We start from the raw sequence: 14,505 nt of genomic DNA, 5'->3' as shown, positions 1-14,505 counted from the left end.
CCGCCAATGAGGGGATAACCTTTCAGACGGCGCCGACGGAGACAGGACTTGAGGAGCGTTCGAATGTTCGAATCGGCTGTCCGGGCGGTCACCCGACGATTCGCCAGAGAGCTTTGGCAGGTCACGTCGCCGCTGCCTCGGGCCGTTCCCCCACTGCCTTTTCGGGCAGCGCCGATCATAGAAATTCCCTGATGCAGGCAGCGGCGGCGAGCGTCCGGGCGGAGGATCCCAAGCGGCGCGTCCTGAAGGACGTGTTCGGCTTCGACGATTTTCGTCCCGGCCAGGACGCGGTGACGGAGGCGCTGCTGGCCGGGCGCCACGTGCTGGCCGTCATGCCGACCGGCGCCGGCAAATCGCTCTGCTACCAGGTCCCGGCGCTGGTCCTGGGCGGCCTCACCATTGTCGTTTCGCCGCTGGTGGCGCTGATGCAGGACCAGGTCGCCGCATTGCGTCTTGCCGGCGTGGCCGCCGATACGATCAATTCCTCGCTCGACCGCGATGCCAATGTCGCCGCATGGCGTCGCGTTGCGGCGGGCCAGACGCGCCTGCTCTATCTTGCACCGGAGCGGCTGATGACCGCGCGGATGCTCGAGGCGCTGGCCAGGCTCGATATCCGGCTGATCGCTGTCGACGAGGCGCATTGCATCTCCCAGTGGGGGCCGTCGTTCCGGCGCGAATATGAAGAGTTGTCGCGGCTGCGCGACCTTTTCCCTGATGTGCCGATCATTGCGCTGACGGCGACAGCGGACGAGGCGACGCGCACCGACATCGCCGGACAGCTGTTCGCCGGGCGCGTCGAAACCCTGGTGCTGGGTTTCGACCGGCCGAACATCAAGCTTGGCGTCGAGGCCAAGCAGGACAGCAAGCGCCAATTGCTGGGCTTCGTGCAGCGTCATGCCGGCCGCAGCGGGATCGTCTATTGCCTGTCGCGCAAGAAGACGGAAGAGATGGCGGCGTTCCTTGAGAAGAACGGCGTGCGCGCCCTGGCCTATCATGCCGGCATGAGCAAGGAGGCACGTGAAGCAAATCAAAACGCTTTCATGACCTTGTTGGGCGTGGTGATGGTGGCGACCATCGCCTTCGGCATGGGGATCGACAAGCCTGACGTCGCCTATGTCTTCCACACCGACCTGCCGGGCAGCCTCGAAGCCTATTATCAGGAGATCGGCCGCGCCGGCCGCGACGGGCGGGCTGCCGAGGCACATATGCTCTTCGGTCTCGGCGACATCCGGATGCGGCGGCTTTTCATCGACGACGAGGACGCGCCAGCGGAACATAAAAGGCGCGCGCATGGCCGGCTCGATACGCTGATCGGCTATTGCGAAACGGCCCAGTGCCGTCGCCAGATCCTGCTTGGCTATTTCGGCGAGAGAGCAATGCCTTGCGGCAATTGCGACAACTGCCTTGACCAGACGCCGCATGCGGATGGCGAGGCGGAGGCGCGGATCGTCTTCGCGGCTATTGCGCAGATCGGCGAGCGTTTTGGCGCTGGCCATATCGTCGATGTTCTGCTCGGCCATGAGACCGAGAAGGCACTGGCCAGGAACCACCACAGGCTTGCCAGCTTCGGGACCGGTGTGGCGCGCAAGAAAGATGTCTGGCAGTCGCTGATCCGCCAACTCGTCGCGGGAGGGTTTCTGACTTTGGACTCAGGCGGCCATGGCGGCCTTGCCATCGCGGAAAAGGGCCGTGAGCTGGCCCGTGGCGAGGTCCCGTTCCGGTATCGCGTAGAGGTGCGGAACCGCGCGTCGCGTGGCAAGACACGTCCCACCCCGGACGTTGCCGCGGGCACGGAAGACCTGGATACCGCGCTCTTGGCCACGCTCAAGGCGGTTCGGCTGCGACTCGCCCGGGAGCGCCAGGTGCCGGCTTTCGTCATCTTCTCCGATCGCACACTGATCGATATGGCCGAACGCTGCCCGCGCGACCTCGACGCCTTCGCCGCAGTCAACGGCGTCGGCGCCGCAAAACTCAGGGAATTTGGCGAGATTTTCCTCGGCGCAATCGCTGCGCACCAATCCCGTGGATCGGCCTGAGACGGCCAAAGATCAAATCCGCGGTGCTGCAGCAGGTCAGTTTGCGAGACAGCATTTCTTCGCTTTCTTGCCGCTGCCACAGGGACATGGATCATTTCGTCCGACATGGCGCAAAGGATTTGTGACCGGCGCTGTCAGGCCCGACAACTCGTCGAGCCAAGTTTGTTCCGGCAAGGGCGATCGCAAATCTTCCTCGTCAGGATACCCTGTGTGGCGGCTCCATTCCACCGCTTCAAGCACATCGTCGATATAGCCGAGACCGGCGCGCTTGAATCGGTCGATATCGTTCGGGCTTTGCTCGGCTGCCAGGAGATCGTCTTCGAAATCACTGAGTTCAAGCATGCCCATTGGTACGCGGCCCTGGTCCCAGGCGGCGCTATGAACCAGCGGCGCCAGGTCGCGCAAGCCAAGCCGGGAGACCGAAATCGAGCGCCGCAATGCTCCCGGCTACGATACGGCCGCCGGTCTTCTGCTCGACCTCAAGGCGATCGCCGAGGAGCGGGGGATGGTTGGCGAGTTCGCCCACCGGCTGCAGGCGATCCGCGAACGGCATATCCGCAAGGGGCGCTTCATCGAACGGCTGAAGCCAATAGGATAGCATGGCACGCAATAGCAGCAAGACACAGCCGGTGTCGTAGCCCGGCGGGCTTTCCGAAGAGAACTGGTCAAAGCTCGCCCTCTGCAATAGGTTACATGTAACCACTAGCAGGAGAATCGTCATGGCCTCGCCATCGAAGCCTAAGTCCTCGGGCCTGAAGGTGCGGGAACATCGTGAACGTCTGCGCCGGCAAGGTCTGCGCCCGATACAGATTTGGGTGCCGGACGTGCGTGCGCCGGCCTTCCGTTCGGAAGCGCATCGCCAGTCACTGGCGGTTGCGGCAAGCGCCCATGCAAGCGAGGATCAGGCGTTCATTGATATGATTTCCGATTGGGACGCGATATCGGATTGGGGTGATGAATGAAGCGTGGCGATATCTGGACGGTCGCCGGCGGCACGGATTACGCCGGCAAACCGCGCCCTGTCGTCATCATACAGGATGACAGTTTCGATGCGACGGATTTGATCACCATCTGCGGCTGCACGACCGACGAGACGGACGCGCCATTGTTCCGTCTGTCCGTCGAACCGAACGAGCGCAACGGGCTGCTCACCGTCTGCCGACTGATGGTGGACAAGATCACCACGGTCCCAAAGTCCAAGATCGGCGCAAATATCGGGCGGTTAGACGACGCGGACATCCTGCGCCTCAATCAGGCCGTTATCGTTTTCCTCGGCTTGGCAGTGTCGCCGAGACTGAAGCCGTGACGGTGAGGATGACAGAATCCACGGAGCCGTCGAGCCTCGGCTGTAATACTGCGAAATCGATCATTTTCAGCCTTCGGCAGCAGGCTCTCACGCCGATGCCGCAATCAGCACCTGCTTCGTCTCACAGCTGCGATCCCGGCCTCCTGCTGCTGCAATTGCTCGATTTTCGCGTTCTGGCGGACAGTGACGGTAGTGGCGACACGCCGGGCTCCCCATAGCCAGTTCGGAATGTTGGTTTTCGCGACTTTGCCCCGGGTGATCGCGGTCGCCGACAGCTCCTTGGCGACTTCGCCCATGGCCACGTTGAGTTCGACGCAACTCATTCTGTCGTATTTCGCGGCATCAAAGGATGCATGGAAGGGCGATGCGCAACCTCCGACAAACACGAGGCTGCATATCAGGGACGTGGCTGGCGAGATGGCTTTCATTTTATCAAGCAGATTTGGCGCCGGACGGGCGAATGAGGCATGTGAAGCTCTACAACACTCTGCTCTGGGCGTCATTCCCCTATTCATCCTCGAAGAATTTCGAGAGAGCCGCTGCGGTCTGGTGAGGGTGCTCTTCTGGAAAGAAGTGCCCGCCCGGAACGGGACCTCCTTCAACTCTGTCGGCCCATTTCCTCCAGATAGCCAGCGGGCCGCCTTCCTCCGCATACCAGGTCTCGAGGCCGCCCTGGCTACTCCACTGTGCCAGGAGCGGACACTTGATGCGACGACCGTTTGTCTGGTCCAGCGCGTCATGTTCACGATCGATCGTGGCAGCGGCCCGATACTCTTCGCAAATCGCATGAATATGAACGGGATCGCGAAGCGCCTTGACATAGGCCTCCCTGATCGTTGCAGAGAACATTTCTGCCGGCGATCCCCACTGCACAATCGCATTGTCGACGATGGCATCGGGCGCCGCGCCTATCAGTCGCTCCGGCAGCGGTTCCGGTTGCGCAAGAAGGCTCCAAGGCCAGAAGCCGAGAGCCAGTCTGGCGTCAGCCCTGTCCCACGCGGCGGCGGTCGGGATGACGTCGAGGACCGCGACCTTGGATATCTCATCTGGGTGATCGAGCGCCAGACGATAGGCGACCCGCCCGCCGCGGTCGTGTCCGGCAACCATGAACTGCCCAAACCCGAGCTGCTGCATGACTTGAACCATGTCTCCGGCCATGGCGCGTTTGGCGTATGGGCTATGCTCGGCAGAGGAGACCGGGCAGCCGCTTTGCCCATAGCCTCGAAGATCGGCGACGACGACTGTGAAGCGGGGCGCCAAGGCCACGGCAATATCCCTCCACATCAGATGCGTTTCGGGAAAACCATGAAGCAGTAGCAGCGGCGGACCGGTTCCGCCGACCCTTGCGAAAATGGTCGTGTCGTCCAGTTGCAAGCTGGTGGCCCTGAAACCTGCAAACACCGTTTTTCTCCTCGGTGTGCCTCAGGCGACAACGCACAAGGTGGCAGAAGGATCACGGTCGGCTGCTTTGCCTGAATTTGTGGCGGCCCTGGAATTCTCCTCAATTGCCAGGTACGGAAGCTGCGGCCACTGATATTTCGATCGGCGCACCCCATATAGCGCCAGAGTGTCGCTTGAGGATTTGCCATGATGATTTCGCGTTCGAGCCGGTTTGCCGTTTTGTTTGCAGGACTGTTCCTGGCTTTTTCCATGGTCACGGCCGATTACGCCGAGGCGCGGCGTGGCGGCAGCTTCGGCAGCCGCGGCACGCGTACGTTCCAGTCTGTCCCGCCGACCAGGACGGCGCCACAGCCGGCCGCGTCGGTCGAGCGCTCGATGACGCCCAACACCGCAACCAACAATGCGGCGCGCCAGACACCGGCAGCCCAACGACCGGGGATGTTCAGCGGCCTCGGCGGTTCGATGATGCGCGGCCTGCTGCTCGGCGGTCTGATCGGACTTCTTTTGGGCCAGGGGTTCGGCGGCTTGGCTGGCATGTTGGGCCTGCTGCTGCAAGGACTGCTGATCGGCGGCGCGATCATGCTGATCATCCGCTTTTTCCGGTCGCAATCGGCACGCAACCAGGCGCCTGCCATGGCCGGTGTGCCGCGGAGCATGGACAATTTTGGACGAAACGCGGCAACCCAGCGCGAGGCGGCCAACGTCTCATCTTTCCCCATTCCAGGCATCGGGTCTGGATTTGGCCGGACGGCTCCAGCTAACGATCAAATTACAATGACGCCGGACGATCTCGATACATTCCAGCAACGGCTGACCGAAATTCAGGAAGCGTTCGGGCGTGAAGACCATGCTGGCTTGCGCCGGCTGGCGACCCCCGAGATGGTGTCGTACCTGTCCGAAGAACTTGCCGACAATGCCAAGAACGGCATCAGGAACGAGGTGTCGAACGTCAGCCTGCTGGAGGCCGATATTGCGGAGAGCTGGCGGGAAGACGATCGCGACTACGCGACGGCTGCCTTGCGCTACGAGTCTCTTGACGTGATGCGTGATCGCGCCAGCGGCAAGATCGTCGCCGGCGAAGCCGACCGGCCGACGGAAACAACCGAACTGTGGACCTTCACGCGCCAGAACGGCGGCGACTGGAAGCTCGCGGCAATACAGCAGCCCTGACTGATACGCAGCAGCCTCGGCCGTTCACGTCCTCTGGCGAGCCATGATGTATGGACGGTTGTCGTCGCCCTTCGTTGCGTGCGTGGCTTTCAGTGGCAGAACGTCGAGCCCGCGGCATCGATAGTTACGCGCGATGGCGCAGAGCATCGACCAGGGCAACGAAAGCAGGCGAGGATTGCCGGCGGCTCGGATAATAGAGATGGTAGCCATCCCAATAGGGCGACCATCCTTCCAGGACCCGCGCCAGCCGACCTTTGGCAATGTGAGGAAGGGCCATTTCTTCCGGAACATAGCCGAGGCCGCGGCCGGCCAGCGCGGCGTCCAGGACATGAAAGATGTTGTTCAAGACGAGCTGCCCATCGACGCGAATTTTGATCTCGCGGCCGTTCTCCTCGAACTCCCACACATAAAGAGCCCCGGACGTTGGAAAACGGTAGTTGATGCAATTGTGCTGCACGAGGTCCTGCGGCTTCTCCGGCGCGGGATGCTCGGCAAAGTAGGATTCTTCGCCGACGACCGCGAACCGGAAATCCGGTCCGATGCGAGCCGAGATCATGTCTTTCGCAAGCTGCTCGCCCATGCGAATCCCGGCGTCGAAGCGCTCCGTCACGATGTCGGTGAGGCCGTTGTCGAGCAGGAGTTCGACCTTGATGTCGGGATATTTCGGGAGAAAGCGTTTCAGCTTGGGCCAAAGGATGCTGCTGATTGCATAGTCGGGCGCTGACAGCCGGATGGTTCCGGCGGGCTTTTCTCTCAGTTCGTTCAGGGCATCGACCTCGATTTCGATCTGGTCAAAGTGCGGCCCAATCCGCTGCAAAAGCCTCTCTCCCGCCTCTGTGGGAGCCACCGCGCGGGTCGTGCGTGTGAGCAGGCGAACGCCAAGCCGCGCTTCGAGTTGACGGATGGTGTGGCTTAGCGCCGATTGCGATATGCCGAACCGGGCTGCGGCGCGCGTAAAGCTGCGCTCCCGAGCAACGGCCAGGAACGCGAGCAGATCGTTGACATTCTGCCGCGGCACTCATGAATCCTTGTGATAGCCAGACCTCGATCATACCGGATAAATCGAAGGCGAATACAGAGACTTCATTGAGCTGCGGCTATTCAATCCGCCGCTCGCCCCGGCGACGAACTACGAGCGGATTGCGCAGGTTTCAGTCGGTGCGTTCAACGCGGATGGTGACGGGACCGGGACGATCAAAGATCGAGACATCGCCAGTGACCTGCCCGAGCCTGATGATGCCGGGCGCCGGGAGGCGGCCGCTCCGATAGTAGATCACGAAATGATCGGAACTCCACAACCCAAGCGTGCCGACAGAGAAGTCGCGCTGCCGCGCCAGGTCGGGCAAGGCGGAAGGCAGATTGCCGGTCTTTTCCTGGCGCAGATGATCGAACATCTCGATCGTGAGCGGAAGCATCTGCGCCAGAGATCTTGCGGCCTCGTTATCGGCGAGATCGGCTGTGACCTCGCCCCAATCCGAAGAAATGCGAATGCGTTCTTGAGCCATGGCAGATCCAGCCGTTCCGAGTGCGATAACAGCGGAACTCAGCATTAGTTTCAGCATTCCGTGGTACCTCCCGATCCATGCTGATGGAGCCTGTGCCGTCCGGCACAGGCTCCATCGCGCCGCTCACGCGGAGAGGTGCTGATTGAAGAAGCTGGTCAGCTTGTCGAACGGGATCAGGTCGACGCGATCGTAGAGGTCGACATGCCCGGCGCCGGAAACCCACACAAGCTCCTTCGGCTCGGCCGCTCGCTGGTAGGCATCCTCGCTGAACTCGCGGGAGTGAGCCTGATCGCCGGCGATGAACAGCATCGGGCGCGGCGAGATCGTCTCGATGTCGTTGAACGGGTAAAAATTCATGAACTTGACATTGCTCGCCAGCGTCGGATGCGTGGTGATCTGCGGGTTTGCGCTGGCGGGCGTGAATTCACCCCGCGGCGTGCGGTAGAAGTCATAGAATTCCCGTTGGATCGGATGGGTGTCGGCGGTCAGCTCATGCACCGTGCCGCTGGTATATTCGACCTCGCCGCCTTCAAACTCTGCCCAGCGCCGCTCGGCAGCTGCAGCAATGGCCTGCTTGCGCTGCTCGACGCTCAGCGAATGGTTAAGCGCGTTGCGGTTGGCGGCCCCCATGTCGTACATGCTGACGGTCGCGACGGCGCGCATCCGCGGGTCGATCTTGGCCGCGCTGATGACGAAGCTGCCGCTGCCGCAGACGCCGATCGCGCCGATGCGGTTTCTGTCGACGAATGGCCGTGTCCCCAGGAAATCGACCGCAGCGCTGAATGCTTCGGCGTAGACATCCGGCGAAACGATCTGGCGGGCCTCGCCCTCGCTCTCGCCCCAGAACGGCAGGTCGATGGACATGGCGACGAAGCCCTGTTCGGCCATCCTGGTGGCATAAAGATTTGCGCTCTGCTCCTTCACCGCACCCATGGGATGCCCGACGACGAGCGCCGGATGGCGCGCATTGCGGTCGAGGTCGTTGGGAATGAACAGATTGCCCGCGACGTTCATCTGGTATTGGCTCTTGAAGGCAATCTTTTCGAGCGTCACCTTATCGCTGGTGTAGAAGTTGTTGGCACCGTTTGACATGTCTTGAGCCTTTGCGAAGGAGATGCTGAACAGCGACGCCGCACCGAGCGCGGCAACGCCGGCGCCGGTCAGCTTCAGGAGATCACGCCGGCCAAAGTCGACACTGGACTGCGCCGTGTTCTCGATTCCGATCTGCTTGGTCATGCCTGTCTCCTTTGATCGTCCTGAACTGTCGCTGGCCTGCCGGGCCATGCTCATTTCCTCGGCATGCGCGGCAGTGTTGCGAATGTCCAAATAGAATAGCGACGACGCCGGCGATCGATTAGGCGGCAAAATCCGCATGTCGTCGTGAAATGGATTCACCAATCGCAGAGGGCAAGGCAGGTCTCGAAGACGAACAAATCCATCACCGCTGCAGCCGAATCTGCGTGCGCGGAAAGAAGATCCCTGGATATCACCAACTTTTGCGTCTGATCTTCGGGACGCAATTCCCCCTGGATTCAAGCGGCCGATCTGTGGCGAAACTTCGAATTTCAGGGACGCAGCGTGCGTAAATACACCGCTGGTTGCCGTCCAGCCTTCCACGACCGCGACATCCTCGTCACCGCCTGCGGCCGCATCTGTATGCATAGGAAGAAGATCAACGTCTCGACCGTCCTCGCCGGTCAGAGGCTCGGAATCAAGGAAGTCGACGATGGCATTTGGCTGTTGAGCTTCATGCACTATGATCTGGGATATATCGACCTTGAACAGAGAACATTGCAGACCATCGACAACCCGTTCGGCACGAGGTTGTCACCCATGTCTTAGGTACATTCTGTTACCTATGTCTCCGGGCTGGACAAAAGCAGGATGGCGGAGAGGGAGACCTTCTGTGGCGAATAGGATGCTAATGATTTCAATGACTTAGCTGTTTTGACAGAGCTAAAACCAGAGCTAAAACCAGAGCAAATTTGGCTCACAACCTCGCGCTTTGCCAGGGTGTGACTATACTAATCGCCTGGCAGTGCTCGTCTATCAAGCCGGGCAATACGCGGCGGGAAAACAGAGTGTCACCACCTCTCAACATGAGAGCAGAGACTTACAAGCGGTTATCATCGCAACGCCGCCTTTCCGGCGCCGATTTTCCTCTCAAACCGGACCTTCCTCGCTATCCAGCGTTCAATGACCCGTTGGTGACCTTCGTTCGTCGTGCCGCGACCGCTTAGCGCCGATGTCGGCCGTTCTGGGTGACTTTGCCGCTGCCCAAAAGGAGACGTCACCGGCGGAATGCGTTGTCAGACTGACGCTCGAGAAGTTGATCATGCGAGAGGCTGCCTCGCGAAACTATTAAGCCTCCGCCGTCGCTGTCGCGTCCCCCATGTAATGGCGAAATTCTCGATCTCGGAACGCTTTGCTCGGATCGTTCTCGGCGAAGTATCGATCGACCCAGCGCAAGAAACCACAAAGCCGGGCTCATGAAGAGGCGTGGACCTCCGCCATCGCCCCGCCCACTTTCTTGGCGCCCGCTTCTTGGTATGACCACTGTGGACAAGATCACTGCGATGTTGCGATCTGAGGGCTACCGACATGGCCACCCCACATCTGTGCTCGATTCTTTGGTTATGCCGGAAGCTAGTGGTCAAAATCTGACACTTGGTACCGGAGCCGTAGGGCCGCTCAGGGTGGAATCTTGCCGTCTGAGCTGACTACCGGAATGTGAAGCTAGCGCCATGAGCCGCCGTTCCCGGCGGATCTCCGGACCGGACGTTCACGCTCCGGCAGGTGTCGGACCCTTTGCCGACATCGGCAGCGCCCCGGCTTGCGGCGGAATCGGGCGTCAAACGAGAGGACGACTGCAACGTCTGTACCGTATCGCGGTGAAGATCGCGATCTTCAGCGACAAGCATTGTCGGAACTCCCCCGCAGTCAGCCGGCCTTCACGCCGCGCCCTCCGGATCGTCCTCGCCGCGCCATCGGATATGCTTCGACTTCGCTAGCTTCAACAAATCATCGGCTTCCGAGTTCAGGTGCTGGGCGGCTTCGCGCAGCGCGAATCCTGGCGTCGGGGAAATAGGTTTGCGCCTTGGCCTCATTGCTGCGCTTCCTCCATGGCCTTCCTGTTACCAATCAGCCGCTCGGCGGTGGCAAAAGCGCGCTGCCATTGTTCCAGCTCGCCCGGCCGCAAGGGCTCGTCCCACGGCAATAGCTCCTCAAACGCCGAGCACCAGGTGATGTTGAACGCACACGGGAGGAGAAGGTCGTGCGCCAGCATTACGCCTTTCTGGTCGACGATGCCGAATTCGAACAGATATTCAACCGCATCCGCGAACGGAACTTGCCTTACTGGGCTGACCCCGGCCAACGAAAGCCGGGGGAGACCAACGACCACGACGGTGGGCGCGGTCTCTACTTTGAAGACCCGAACGGGCATCTGCTCGAAATCATCACGCGTCCGTACGGCAGCGGCGGCTGGAATCCGTGAGCGTCGCGCCAAGGGAGCCGGCCCGATGGCAATCACCGCCGTCGAACCCTCCCAATCTGAGGAATCGGTGTGTCACTCCTGGCGCGACTGAGCCGTTGGCGAACCGGGCAATAGACCCGTTCCGGCCGTTCGGAGCCGAGCGCCCTTTACAAACCGGCTAGCTGATTGATCTTCGCTGCCATGATGAAATCGTTCTCGTGCAGGCCCCTGATCTTATGGGTCTGCAGCGAGATTTCCGCGTAGCCCCAGCCGAAGCAGATGTCCGGATGGTGCCCCTCCTCTTCCGCCAACCGGCCGACCTCGTCGACGAAGGTGAGTGCTTCCCGGAAGTCCGCGAACTTAAATTGCGGCGTATCAGGTGTCCCGCCTCCAGAAGATCCCAGCCGGGCGTCTGGGAAAGATATCCGCCGGCTTCCTTCTCGGTCAGCGGCGGTATGCCGCCGCGGCAGGGCGTACAGGTTTTCTGGGCAATGCTCTCTGCCATGACGATCTCCCTTATTGCACATCGGGGTTCCAGATGCAGCGACCACTGTTTACCGCACCCGATATTTGCTCGCATAGTGCTTGCGGAGAAACTTGCGAATCTGCTCGGCAAGGCGCTTGTTGTCGGTCTCCCTCGGCCGATCGCTGTGCTTTTGTGGACTCAGTCGATCGGTGCGCTGGCTCTGTTTTGGGTGTTTGTGCATCTCAAATCACCTGCGGCAACGGGGCCGCCTTCCGTTCAAGAGACGATCTCGACCGGGGGCCGCCGATCGCGAGCCCGAACCGAGGACGCTCTCTGGCCACCAGCGACGGCGACTTGTCTGTATCGCCCGGTCACGCCAGCCAGCGGATCTTGATACCCATCGGTCGCTTCATCGACGGCGTTGCGAAAATCCATTTCCACATGACCTTTATGGCGCAGGTATTGTGAACGGCAAGCTCAAGCCCGAACAGAACCGGTTTGCGCCGCCGATCCTAGCCGCCGGATTGGGTCAGTAAACGGCGAACTCGCGCCACTTCCGGTCGTTCATGACGAATCTCCGAACCGGACGTTCGCGCTAGGCCCGGAATCGACCCCATAGCTGCCGTTCCCGCGATACAAAGAGCTGTTGCAAGCTGGCATCAGCTGGAGCCGACGCTGAACCGTTGCGGAACTCGTCGCGGAACCATAATCTTGGGCACTGATGTGAGCCCGTGATACTGCGCGAGGTCCCGCAATGGCTTACGAGGCCGCCAAAAGACGGTTGTTCCGAAAACTCGACAACTATCTACTGCATGTGAGCGATCTTGACGAAGCCATATCCTTTTATCGGGATCGGCTCGGCCATGCCCTCATCTGGCGGGACGCGGAAGCTGCCGGCTTCGCGTTGCCTGAAGCAGATGCAGAACTAGTAGTTCATCTTCGTATTGGTCCAGAGACTGATATTCTGGTTGATGATGTGGACACGGCATTTCGAGAATTTTTGGCAGCGGGCGGAACGGCAGTGGAACCGCCGTTCGACATCGCGATCGGACGATGCGCCAACCCTTTCGGCAACGTGCTTGTAATATTGGATCAATCGAAGGGAACGTTCACGACGGACGCGGAGCAGAAATGTTATCGGCGTAGAGCCCGCGGGTAATCCAACCTGAACGTCGGGCTCTCAGTCGTATTGGCACTCGTGGTGGGCCCGTTGCTGACAGTCAGCCTTGGGGCCGGAAGCGGAATGGCGGCTTTTGACGTCCGAAGAACGATAGCGGACGTTCAGCCCAGTGGGACCAAGGTCTGAAGCTGACCCCTTGGAGACCTTCGTTCTCCGCGATGCGAATGGCAGCTTCGCGCAGCATTCCGGCCGTTCAGGATGCCCTTGCGACTGCCTGAAAGCAGACTTCGCCGACGGCGAAGTTGGAGGTCGAGGTTGCGCCATTTCTTGACATTCCCGGCGCTTCTCCGAAGCTGACCTTCGCGCAAAGGCTCGAGTCGACCCTGTGCGGACGTACGTTTTGTCGAGGGCGAATTCACGCCGATGACCCTGACCGGACCTTCCTGCCGCCAATAGGCATCTCGGAAACGAACGTTCAGCCGAACCAGCACTCATGACCCAATCACGACAGCCGAAATCACAGCGGCAGAGCATCGAAAGACCGCTCCTGGCGCGACCTTCCCGTTCGGAATGATCCGAGGCGGTCATGCCCCAGTGGCAAATTCCAACGTCTCCGGGACCAGCTTTCTTAATATCGCCAATGGGCCACGATTTTTGGCAGAAGGAGAGAGAGGGAGCCTGAGCTGCCGAGCTCCGCTTCCGTTGATGTGGTTTGCATTTATCCGCGTGAGGTAAAGCTCGCGCTTCTATTCCGGGCAACAAGGGTGTGCGAGGTGCAAAGTAGCCGGCTGAGCCGCATTTCACTTCTTGCGCGGATCGTCAGCCGGGTTGATGTAAGTAATACGAAACGGTCCGACGAAATGAACCTCGATGATAGTCTCTTCGCTTCCCGTCCAGACGTAATGCGCTTGATTTGCTGGCAGCGCGTGGAAGGCTCCGGGTTTTAGCAGGTCGTCAGTCTTTTCGCCCTTTTCGCCGACTCCAAAGCCAATGCTACCGCTGACCAGGGTGATGGTCTCGGCATACGGGTGAGTGTGGGGCGGAATCTGATAGTTGGGCGGAAACTTGGAGCGTGTGACAACCACTTCGCCAGTCTTTGTCGGATCGCCCGTCAAGACAGCGACTTTAGCCCCTTTTGGCACGCTAGGATTATCCTTCCATACCAGCTTGTCAGGCGTAAGCAGGGTCACATCCATATCGTCCGCGAATGCCGAACCTCCACATACGGTCAAAACTGCTGCAACTGTAATACCGAAGGCAAGTGTGGATCTGCGATTCATAGATTTCATCGCTTCCTCCATTTAGCATGTGCGTGGTGCGCACGAACAAATCATCCAGAGCCCGACCCGACCAATTGTCAAATCAACTGATCGGTGGTCGCCATCCCAGCCAACCCCCACCGTCGGGAATCGGGGCGTGAGGCGACCTTACCTGTTCCCGCTGTGTAGGTCAGGATATGGCGCGACCACGACCTCCAACGTGGCCCCAGGCAAGGTCTGCTTTCAGGCGGTGGCAAAGCTGACCTCAACGGCCGACATGGGTCACGGATTGTCGTAGCGCTGCCCAGAAGGAAGGGCATGGAAGGGTCGATTCTTGCCGTCCACCGGTACCAAGTGTCAGACTTTCACCACTAGGGCAGACTGGTTCGCGATCTGCGTGGTTCGCGTGCGTTGGTCGAGGCGGCGATCAACCGCTACATCCCGGCAAGCTGGCCCGCTGAGCACGAAGCGCGGCTGGCTCCGCATCGACAGGCTGCCCGCGATGCGTTCGCGGCGCTGATCGCGGTCAGGTCATGACTCAGGCAAGCTCGACCTCGCCGGCAGGACCTTCGCCACCGTTGCCGAATCCGGCGTTAACATTGCCGCCATTGCCCGCCGTTGTCAGCGCGCGACGCTGCCGCTGCCTCCGACGCTGCCGCTACCGCTGACGCTGCCGCTGCCGTCAATGCTGCCGCTGCCGCCGATGCTGCCGCTGCCGCCGATGCTGCCGCTGCCGCTGATGCTGCCGGTGCCGCTGCCGCCGATGC

Annotated in this window: 18 protein-coding genes and 1 pseudogene; 9 read left to right on the top strand and 10 right to left on the bottom strand. The window is 60.7% G+C overall.

The window, feature by feature from the left end; translation table 11 throughout:
• Nucleotides 1–191 precede the first annotated feature (191 nt).
• The gene (gene recQ / locus M727_RS0122555; protein WP_027154554.1) at nt 192–2,036 is read left to right on the top strand and encodes a DNA helicase RecQ; all 1,845 of its coding nucleotides are present in this window, start codon (nt 192–194) and stop codon (nt 2,034–2,036) included.
• 36 nt (nt 2,037–2,072) lie between these two features.
• Here recQ and M727_RS42445 read toward each other — a convergent pair whose 3' ends face one another.
• Together M727_RS42445 and M727_RS0122545 are read right to left on the bottom strand one after the other, a co-directional pair.
• Nucleotides 2,073–2,384, bottom strand: coding sequence for an SEC-C metal-binding domain-containing protein (locus M727_RS42445; protein ID WP_027154553.1), 312 nt, complete (start codon nt 2,382–2,384; stop codon nt 2,073–2,075).
• A gap of 28 nt (nt 2,385–2,412) precedes the next feature.
• Nucleotides 2,413–2,757: a hypothetical protein gene (locus M727_RS0122545; protein ID WP_156941593.1), complete on the bottom strand. Its 345-nt coding sequence runs from the start codon at nt 2,755–2,757 to the stop codon at nt 2,413–2,415.
• Between M727_RS0122545 and M727_RS0122540 the strand changes: the two genes are divergently transcribed.
• On the top strand, nt 2,756–2,998 hold the full coding sequence (locus tag M727_RS0122540) for an antitoxin MazE family protein (RefSeq protein ID WP_027154551.1): 243 nt from the start codon (nt 2,756–2,758) through the stop codon (nt 2,996–2,998). The two genes, M727_RS0122545 and M727_RS0122540, sit on opposite strands and share 2 nt — an antisense overlap.
• The gene (locus M727_RS0122535; protein ID WP_027154550.1) at nt 2,995–3,342 is read left to right on the top strand and encodes a type II toxin-antitoxin system PemK/MazF family toxin; all 348 of its coding nucleotides are present in this window, start codon (nt 2,995–2,997) and stop codon (nt 3,340–3,342) included. Before M727_RS0122540 ends, M727_RS0122535 begins: the two co-directional genes overlap by 4 nt.
• 104 nt (nt 3,343–3,446) lie before the next feature.
• Here M727_RS0122535 and M727_RS0122530 read toward each other — a convergent pair whose 3' ends face one another.
• Together M727_RS0122530 and M727_RS0122525 are read right to left on the bottom strand one after the other, a co-directional pair.
• Nucleotides 3,447–3,770, bottom strand: a complete 324-nt coding sequence (locus M727_RS0122530; RefSeq protein ID WP_027154549.1) for a hypothetical protein — start codon at nt 3,768–3,770, stop codon at nt 3,447–3,449.
• A 79-nt stretch (nt 3,771–3,849) separates the two neighbouring features.
• A complete protein-coding gene (locus M727_RS0122525) occupies nt 3,850–4,743 on the bottom strand; it encodes an alpha/beta hydrolase (protein ID WP_027154548.1) in 894 nt (297 codons plus the stop codon).
• Nucleotides 4,744–4,932: 189 nt separating this feature from the next.
• Between M727_RS0122525 and M727_RS0122520 the strand changes: the two genes are divergently transcribed.
• On the top strand, nt 4,933–5,913 hold the full coding sequence (locus M727_RS0122520; RefSeq protein ID WP_036263074.1) for a Tim44 domain-containing protein: 981 nt from the start codon (nt 4,933–4,935) through the stop codon (nt 5,911–5,913).
• A 124-nt stretch (nt 5,914–6,037) separates the two neighbouring features.
• On the opposite strand, the gene M727_RS0122515 is transcribed toward M727_RS0122520, so the two are convergent.
• From M727_RS0122515 to M727_RS0122505, 3 genes are all read right to left on the bottom strand, one after another.
• Entirely contained in the window at nt 6,038–6,931 is an 894-nt protein-coding gene (locus tag M727_RS0122515; RefSeq protein WP_027154546.1) for a LysR family transcriptional regulator, read from the bottom strand.
• A gap of 133 nt (nt 6,932–7,064) precedes the next feature.
• Nucleotides 7,065–7,418 carry a cyclophilin-like fold protein gene (locus tag M727_RS0122510; RefSeq protein ID WP_245268832.1) on the bottom strand — a complete coding sequence of 118 codons (354 nt, stop codon included), beginning with the start codon at nt 7,416–7,418 and terminating at the stop codon, nt 7,065–7,067.
• Nucleotides 7,419–7,541: 123 nt separating this feature from the next.
• The gene (locus tag M727_RS0122505) at nt 7,542–8,654 is read right to left on the bottom strand and encodes an alpha/beta hydrolase (RefSeq protein ID WP_084646844.1); all 1,113 of its coding nucleotides are present in this window, start codon (nt 8,652–8,654) and stop codon (nt 7,542–7,544) included.
• Nucleotides 8,655–8,996: 342 nt separating this feature from the next.
• On the opposite strand from M727_RS0122505, the gene M727_RS0122500 reads away from it, so the two are divergent.
• Together M727_RS0122500 and M727_RS43165 are read left to right on the top strand one after the other, a co-directional pair.
• Nucleotides 8,997–9,260 (top strand): transposase, encoded by a 264-nt coding sequence (locus tag M727_RS0122500; protein ID WP_084646840.1) that lies wholly within the window; start codon nt 8,997–8,999, stop codon nt 9,258–9,260.
• Between the two features lie 474 nt (nt 9,261–9,734).
• A pseudogene (locus M727_RS43165) lies at nt 9,735–10,015 on the top strand (hypothetical protein); the annotation flags it as partial.
• A 506-nt stretch (nt 10,016–10,521) separates the two neighbouring features.
• Here M727_RS43165 and M727_RS0122485 read toward each other — a convergent pair.
• A complete protein-coding gene (locus M727_RS0122485; protein ID WP_027154542.1) occupies nt 10,522–10,704 on the bottom strand; it encodes a hypothetical protein in 183 nt (60 codons plus the stop codon).
• On the opposite strand from M727_RS0122485, the gene M727_RS37090 reads away from it, so the two are divergent.
• Complete coding sequence (locus M727_RS37090) at nt 10,693–10,914, top strand: VOC family protein (RefSeq protein ID WP_084646839.1); 222 nt, start codon at nt 10,693–10,695, stop codon at nt 10,912–10,914. The two genes, M727_RS0122485 and M727_RS37090, sit on opposite strands and share 12 nt — an antisense overlap.
• Nucleotides 10,915–11,060: 146 nt before the next feature.
• On the opposite strand, the gene M727_RS37085 is transcribed toward M727_RS37090, so the two are convergent.
• Nucleotides 11,061–11,420 carry a 4a-hydroxytetrahydrobiopterin dehydratase gene (locus M727_RS37085; RefSeq protein WP_245268823.1) on the bottom strand — a complete coding sequence of 120 codons (360 nt, stop codon included), beginning with the start codon at nt 11,418–11,420 and terminating at the stop codon, nt 11,061–11,063.
• Nucleotides 11,421–12,113: 693 nt separating this feature from the next.
• Here M727_RS37085 and M727_RS0122465 point away from each other — a divergent pair.
• Nucleotides 12,114–12,518, top strand: a complete 405-nt coding sequence (locus M727_RS0122465; RefSeq protein ID WP_027154541.1) for a VOC family protein — start codon at nt 12,114–12,116, stop codon at nt 12,516–12,518.
• 761 nt (nt 12,519–13,279) lie between these two features.
• Here M727_RS0122465 and M727_RS0122460 read toward each other — a convergent pair.
• Nucleotides 13,280–13,768: a cupin domain-containing protein gene (locus tag M727_RS0122460; protein ID WP_245268816.1), complete on the bottom strand. Its 489-nt coding sequence runs from the start codon at nt 13,766–13,768 to the stop codon at nt 13,280–13,282.
• Between the two features lie 381 nt (nt 13,769–14,149).
• Between M727_RS0122460 and M727_RS43830 the strand changes: the two genes are divergently transcribed.
• Nucleotides 14,150–14,275, top strand: a complete 126-nt coding sequence (locus M727_RS43830; protein WP_280944174.1) for a hypothetical protein — start codon at nt 14,150–14,152, stop codon at nt 14,273–14,275.
• Nucleotides 14,276–14,505: the final 230 nt, after the last annotated feature.

This window comes from Mesorhizobium sp. WSM2561, from assembly GCF_000513915.1.
In the GTDB taxonomy this organism is placed as follows: Bacteria; Pseudomonadota; Alphaproteobacteria; order Rhizobiales; family Rhizobiaceae; genus Mesorhizobium; species Mesorhizobium muleiense.
This window is presented reverse-complemented; position numbering and strand designations above follow the sequence as displayed.

Coding starts and splice junctions, on each gene's coding strand:
- M727_RS0122520 (WP_036263074.1), top strand. CDS start 4,933: ATGATTTCGCGTTCGAGCCGGTTTGCCGTTTTGTTTGCAGGACTGTTC.
- M727_RS37085 (WP_245268823.1), bottom strand. CDS start 11,420: ATGTGCAATAAGGGAGATCGTCATGGCAGAGAGCATTGCCCAGAAAAC.
- M727_RS0122505 (WP_084646844.1), bottom strand. CDS start 8,654: ATGACCAAGCAGATCGGAATCGAGAACACGGCGCAGTCCAGTGTCGAC.
- M727_RS0122530 (WP_027154549.1), bottom strand. CDS start 3,770: ATGAAAGCCATCTCGCCAGCCACGTCCCTGATATGCAGCCTCGTGTTT.
- M727_RS42445 (WP_027154553.1), bottom strand. CDS start 2,384: ATGGGCATGCTTGAACTCAGTGATTTCGAAGACGATCTCCTGGCAGCC.
- M727_RS0122460 (WP_245268816.1), bottom strand. CDS start 13,768: ATGAAATCTATGAATCGCAGATCCACACTTGCCTTCGGTATTACAGTT.
- recQ (WP_027154554.1), top strand. CDS start 192: ATGCAGGCAGCGGCGGCGAGCGTCCGGGCGGAGGATCCCAAGCGGCGC.
- M727_RS0122535 (WP_027154550.1), top strand. CDS start 2,995: ATGAAGCGTGGCGATATCTGGACGGTCGCCGGCGGCACGGATTACGCC.
- M727_RS0122465 (WP_027154541.1), top strand. CDS start 12,114: ATGGCTTACGAGGCCGCCAAAAGACGGTTGTTCCGAAAACTCGACAAC.
- M727_RS0122540 (WP_027154551.1), top strand. CDS start 2,756: ATGGCCTCGCCATCGAAGCCTAAGTCCTCGGGCCTGAAGGTGCGGGAA.
- M727_RS0122510 (WP_245268832.1), bottom strand. CDS start 7,418: ATGGCTCAAGAACGCATTCGCATTTCTTCGGATTGGGGCGAGGTCACA.
- M727_RS0122545 (WP_156941593.1), bottom strand. CDS start 2,757: ATGACGATTCTCCTGCTAGTGGTTACATGTAACCTATTGCAGAGGGCG.
- M727_RS0122485 (WP_027154542.1), bottom strand. CDS start 10,704: ATGCTGGCGCACGACCTTCTCCTCCCGTGTGCGTTCAACATCACCTGG.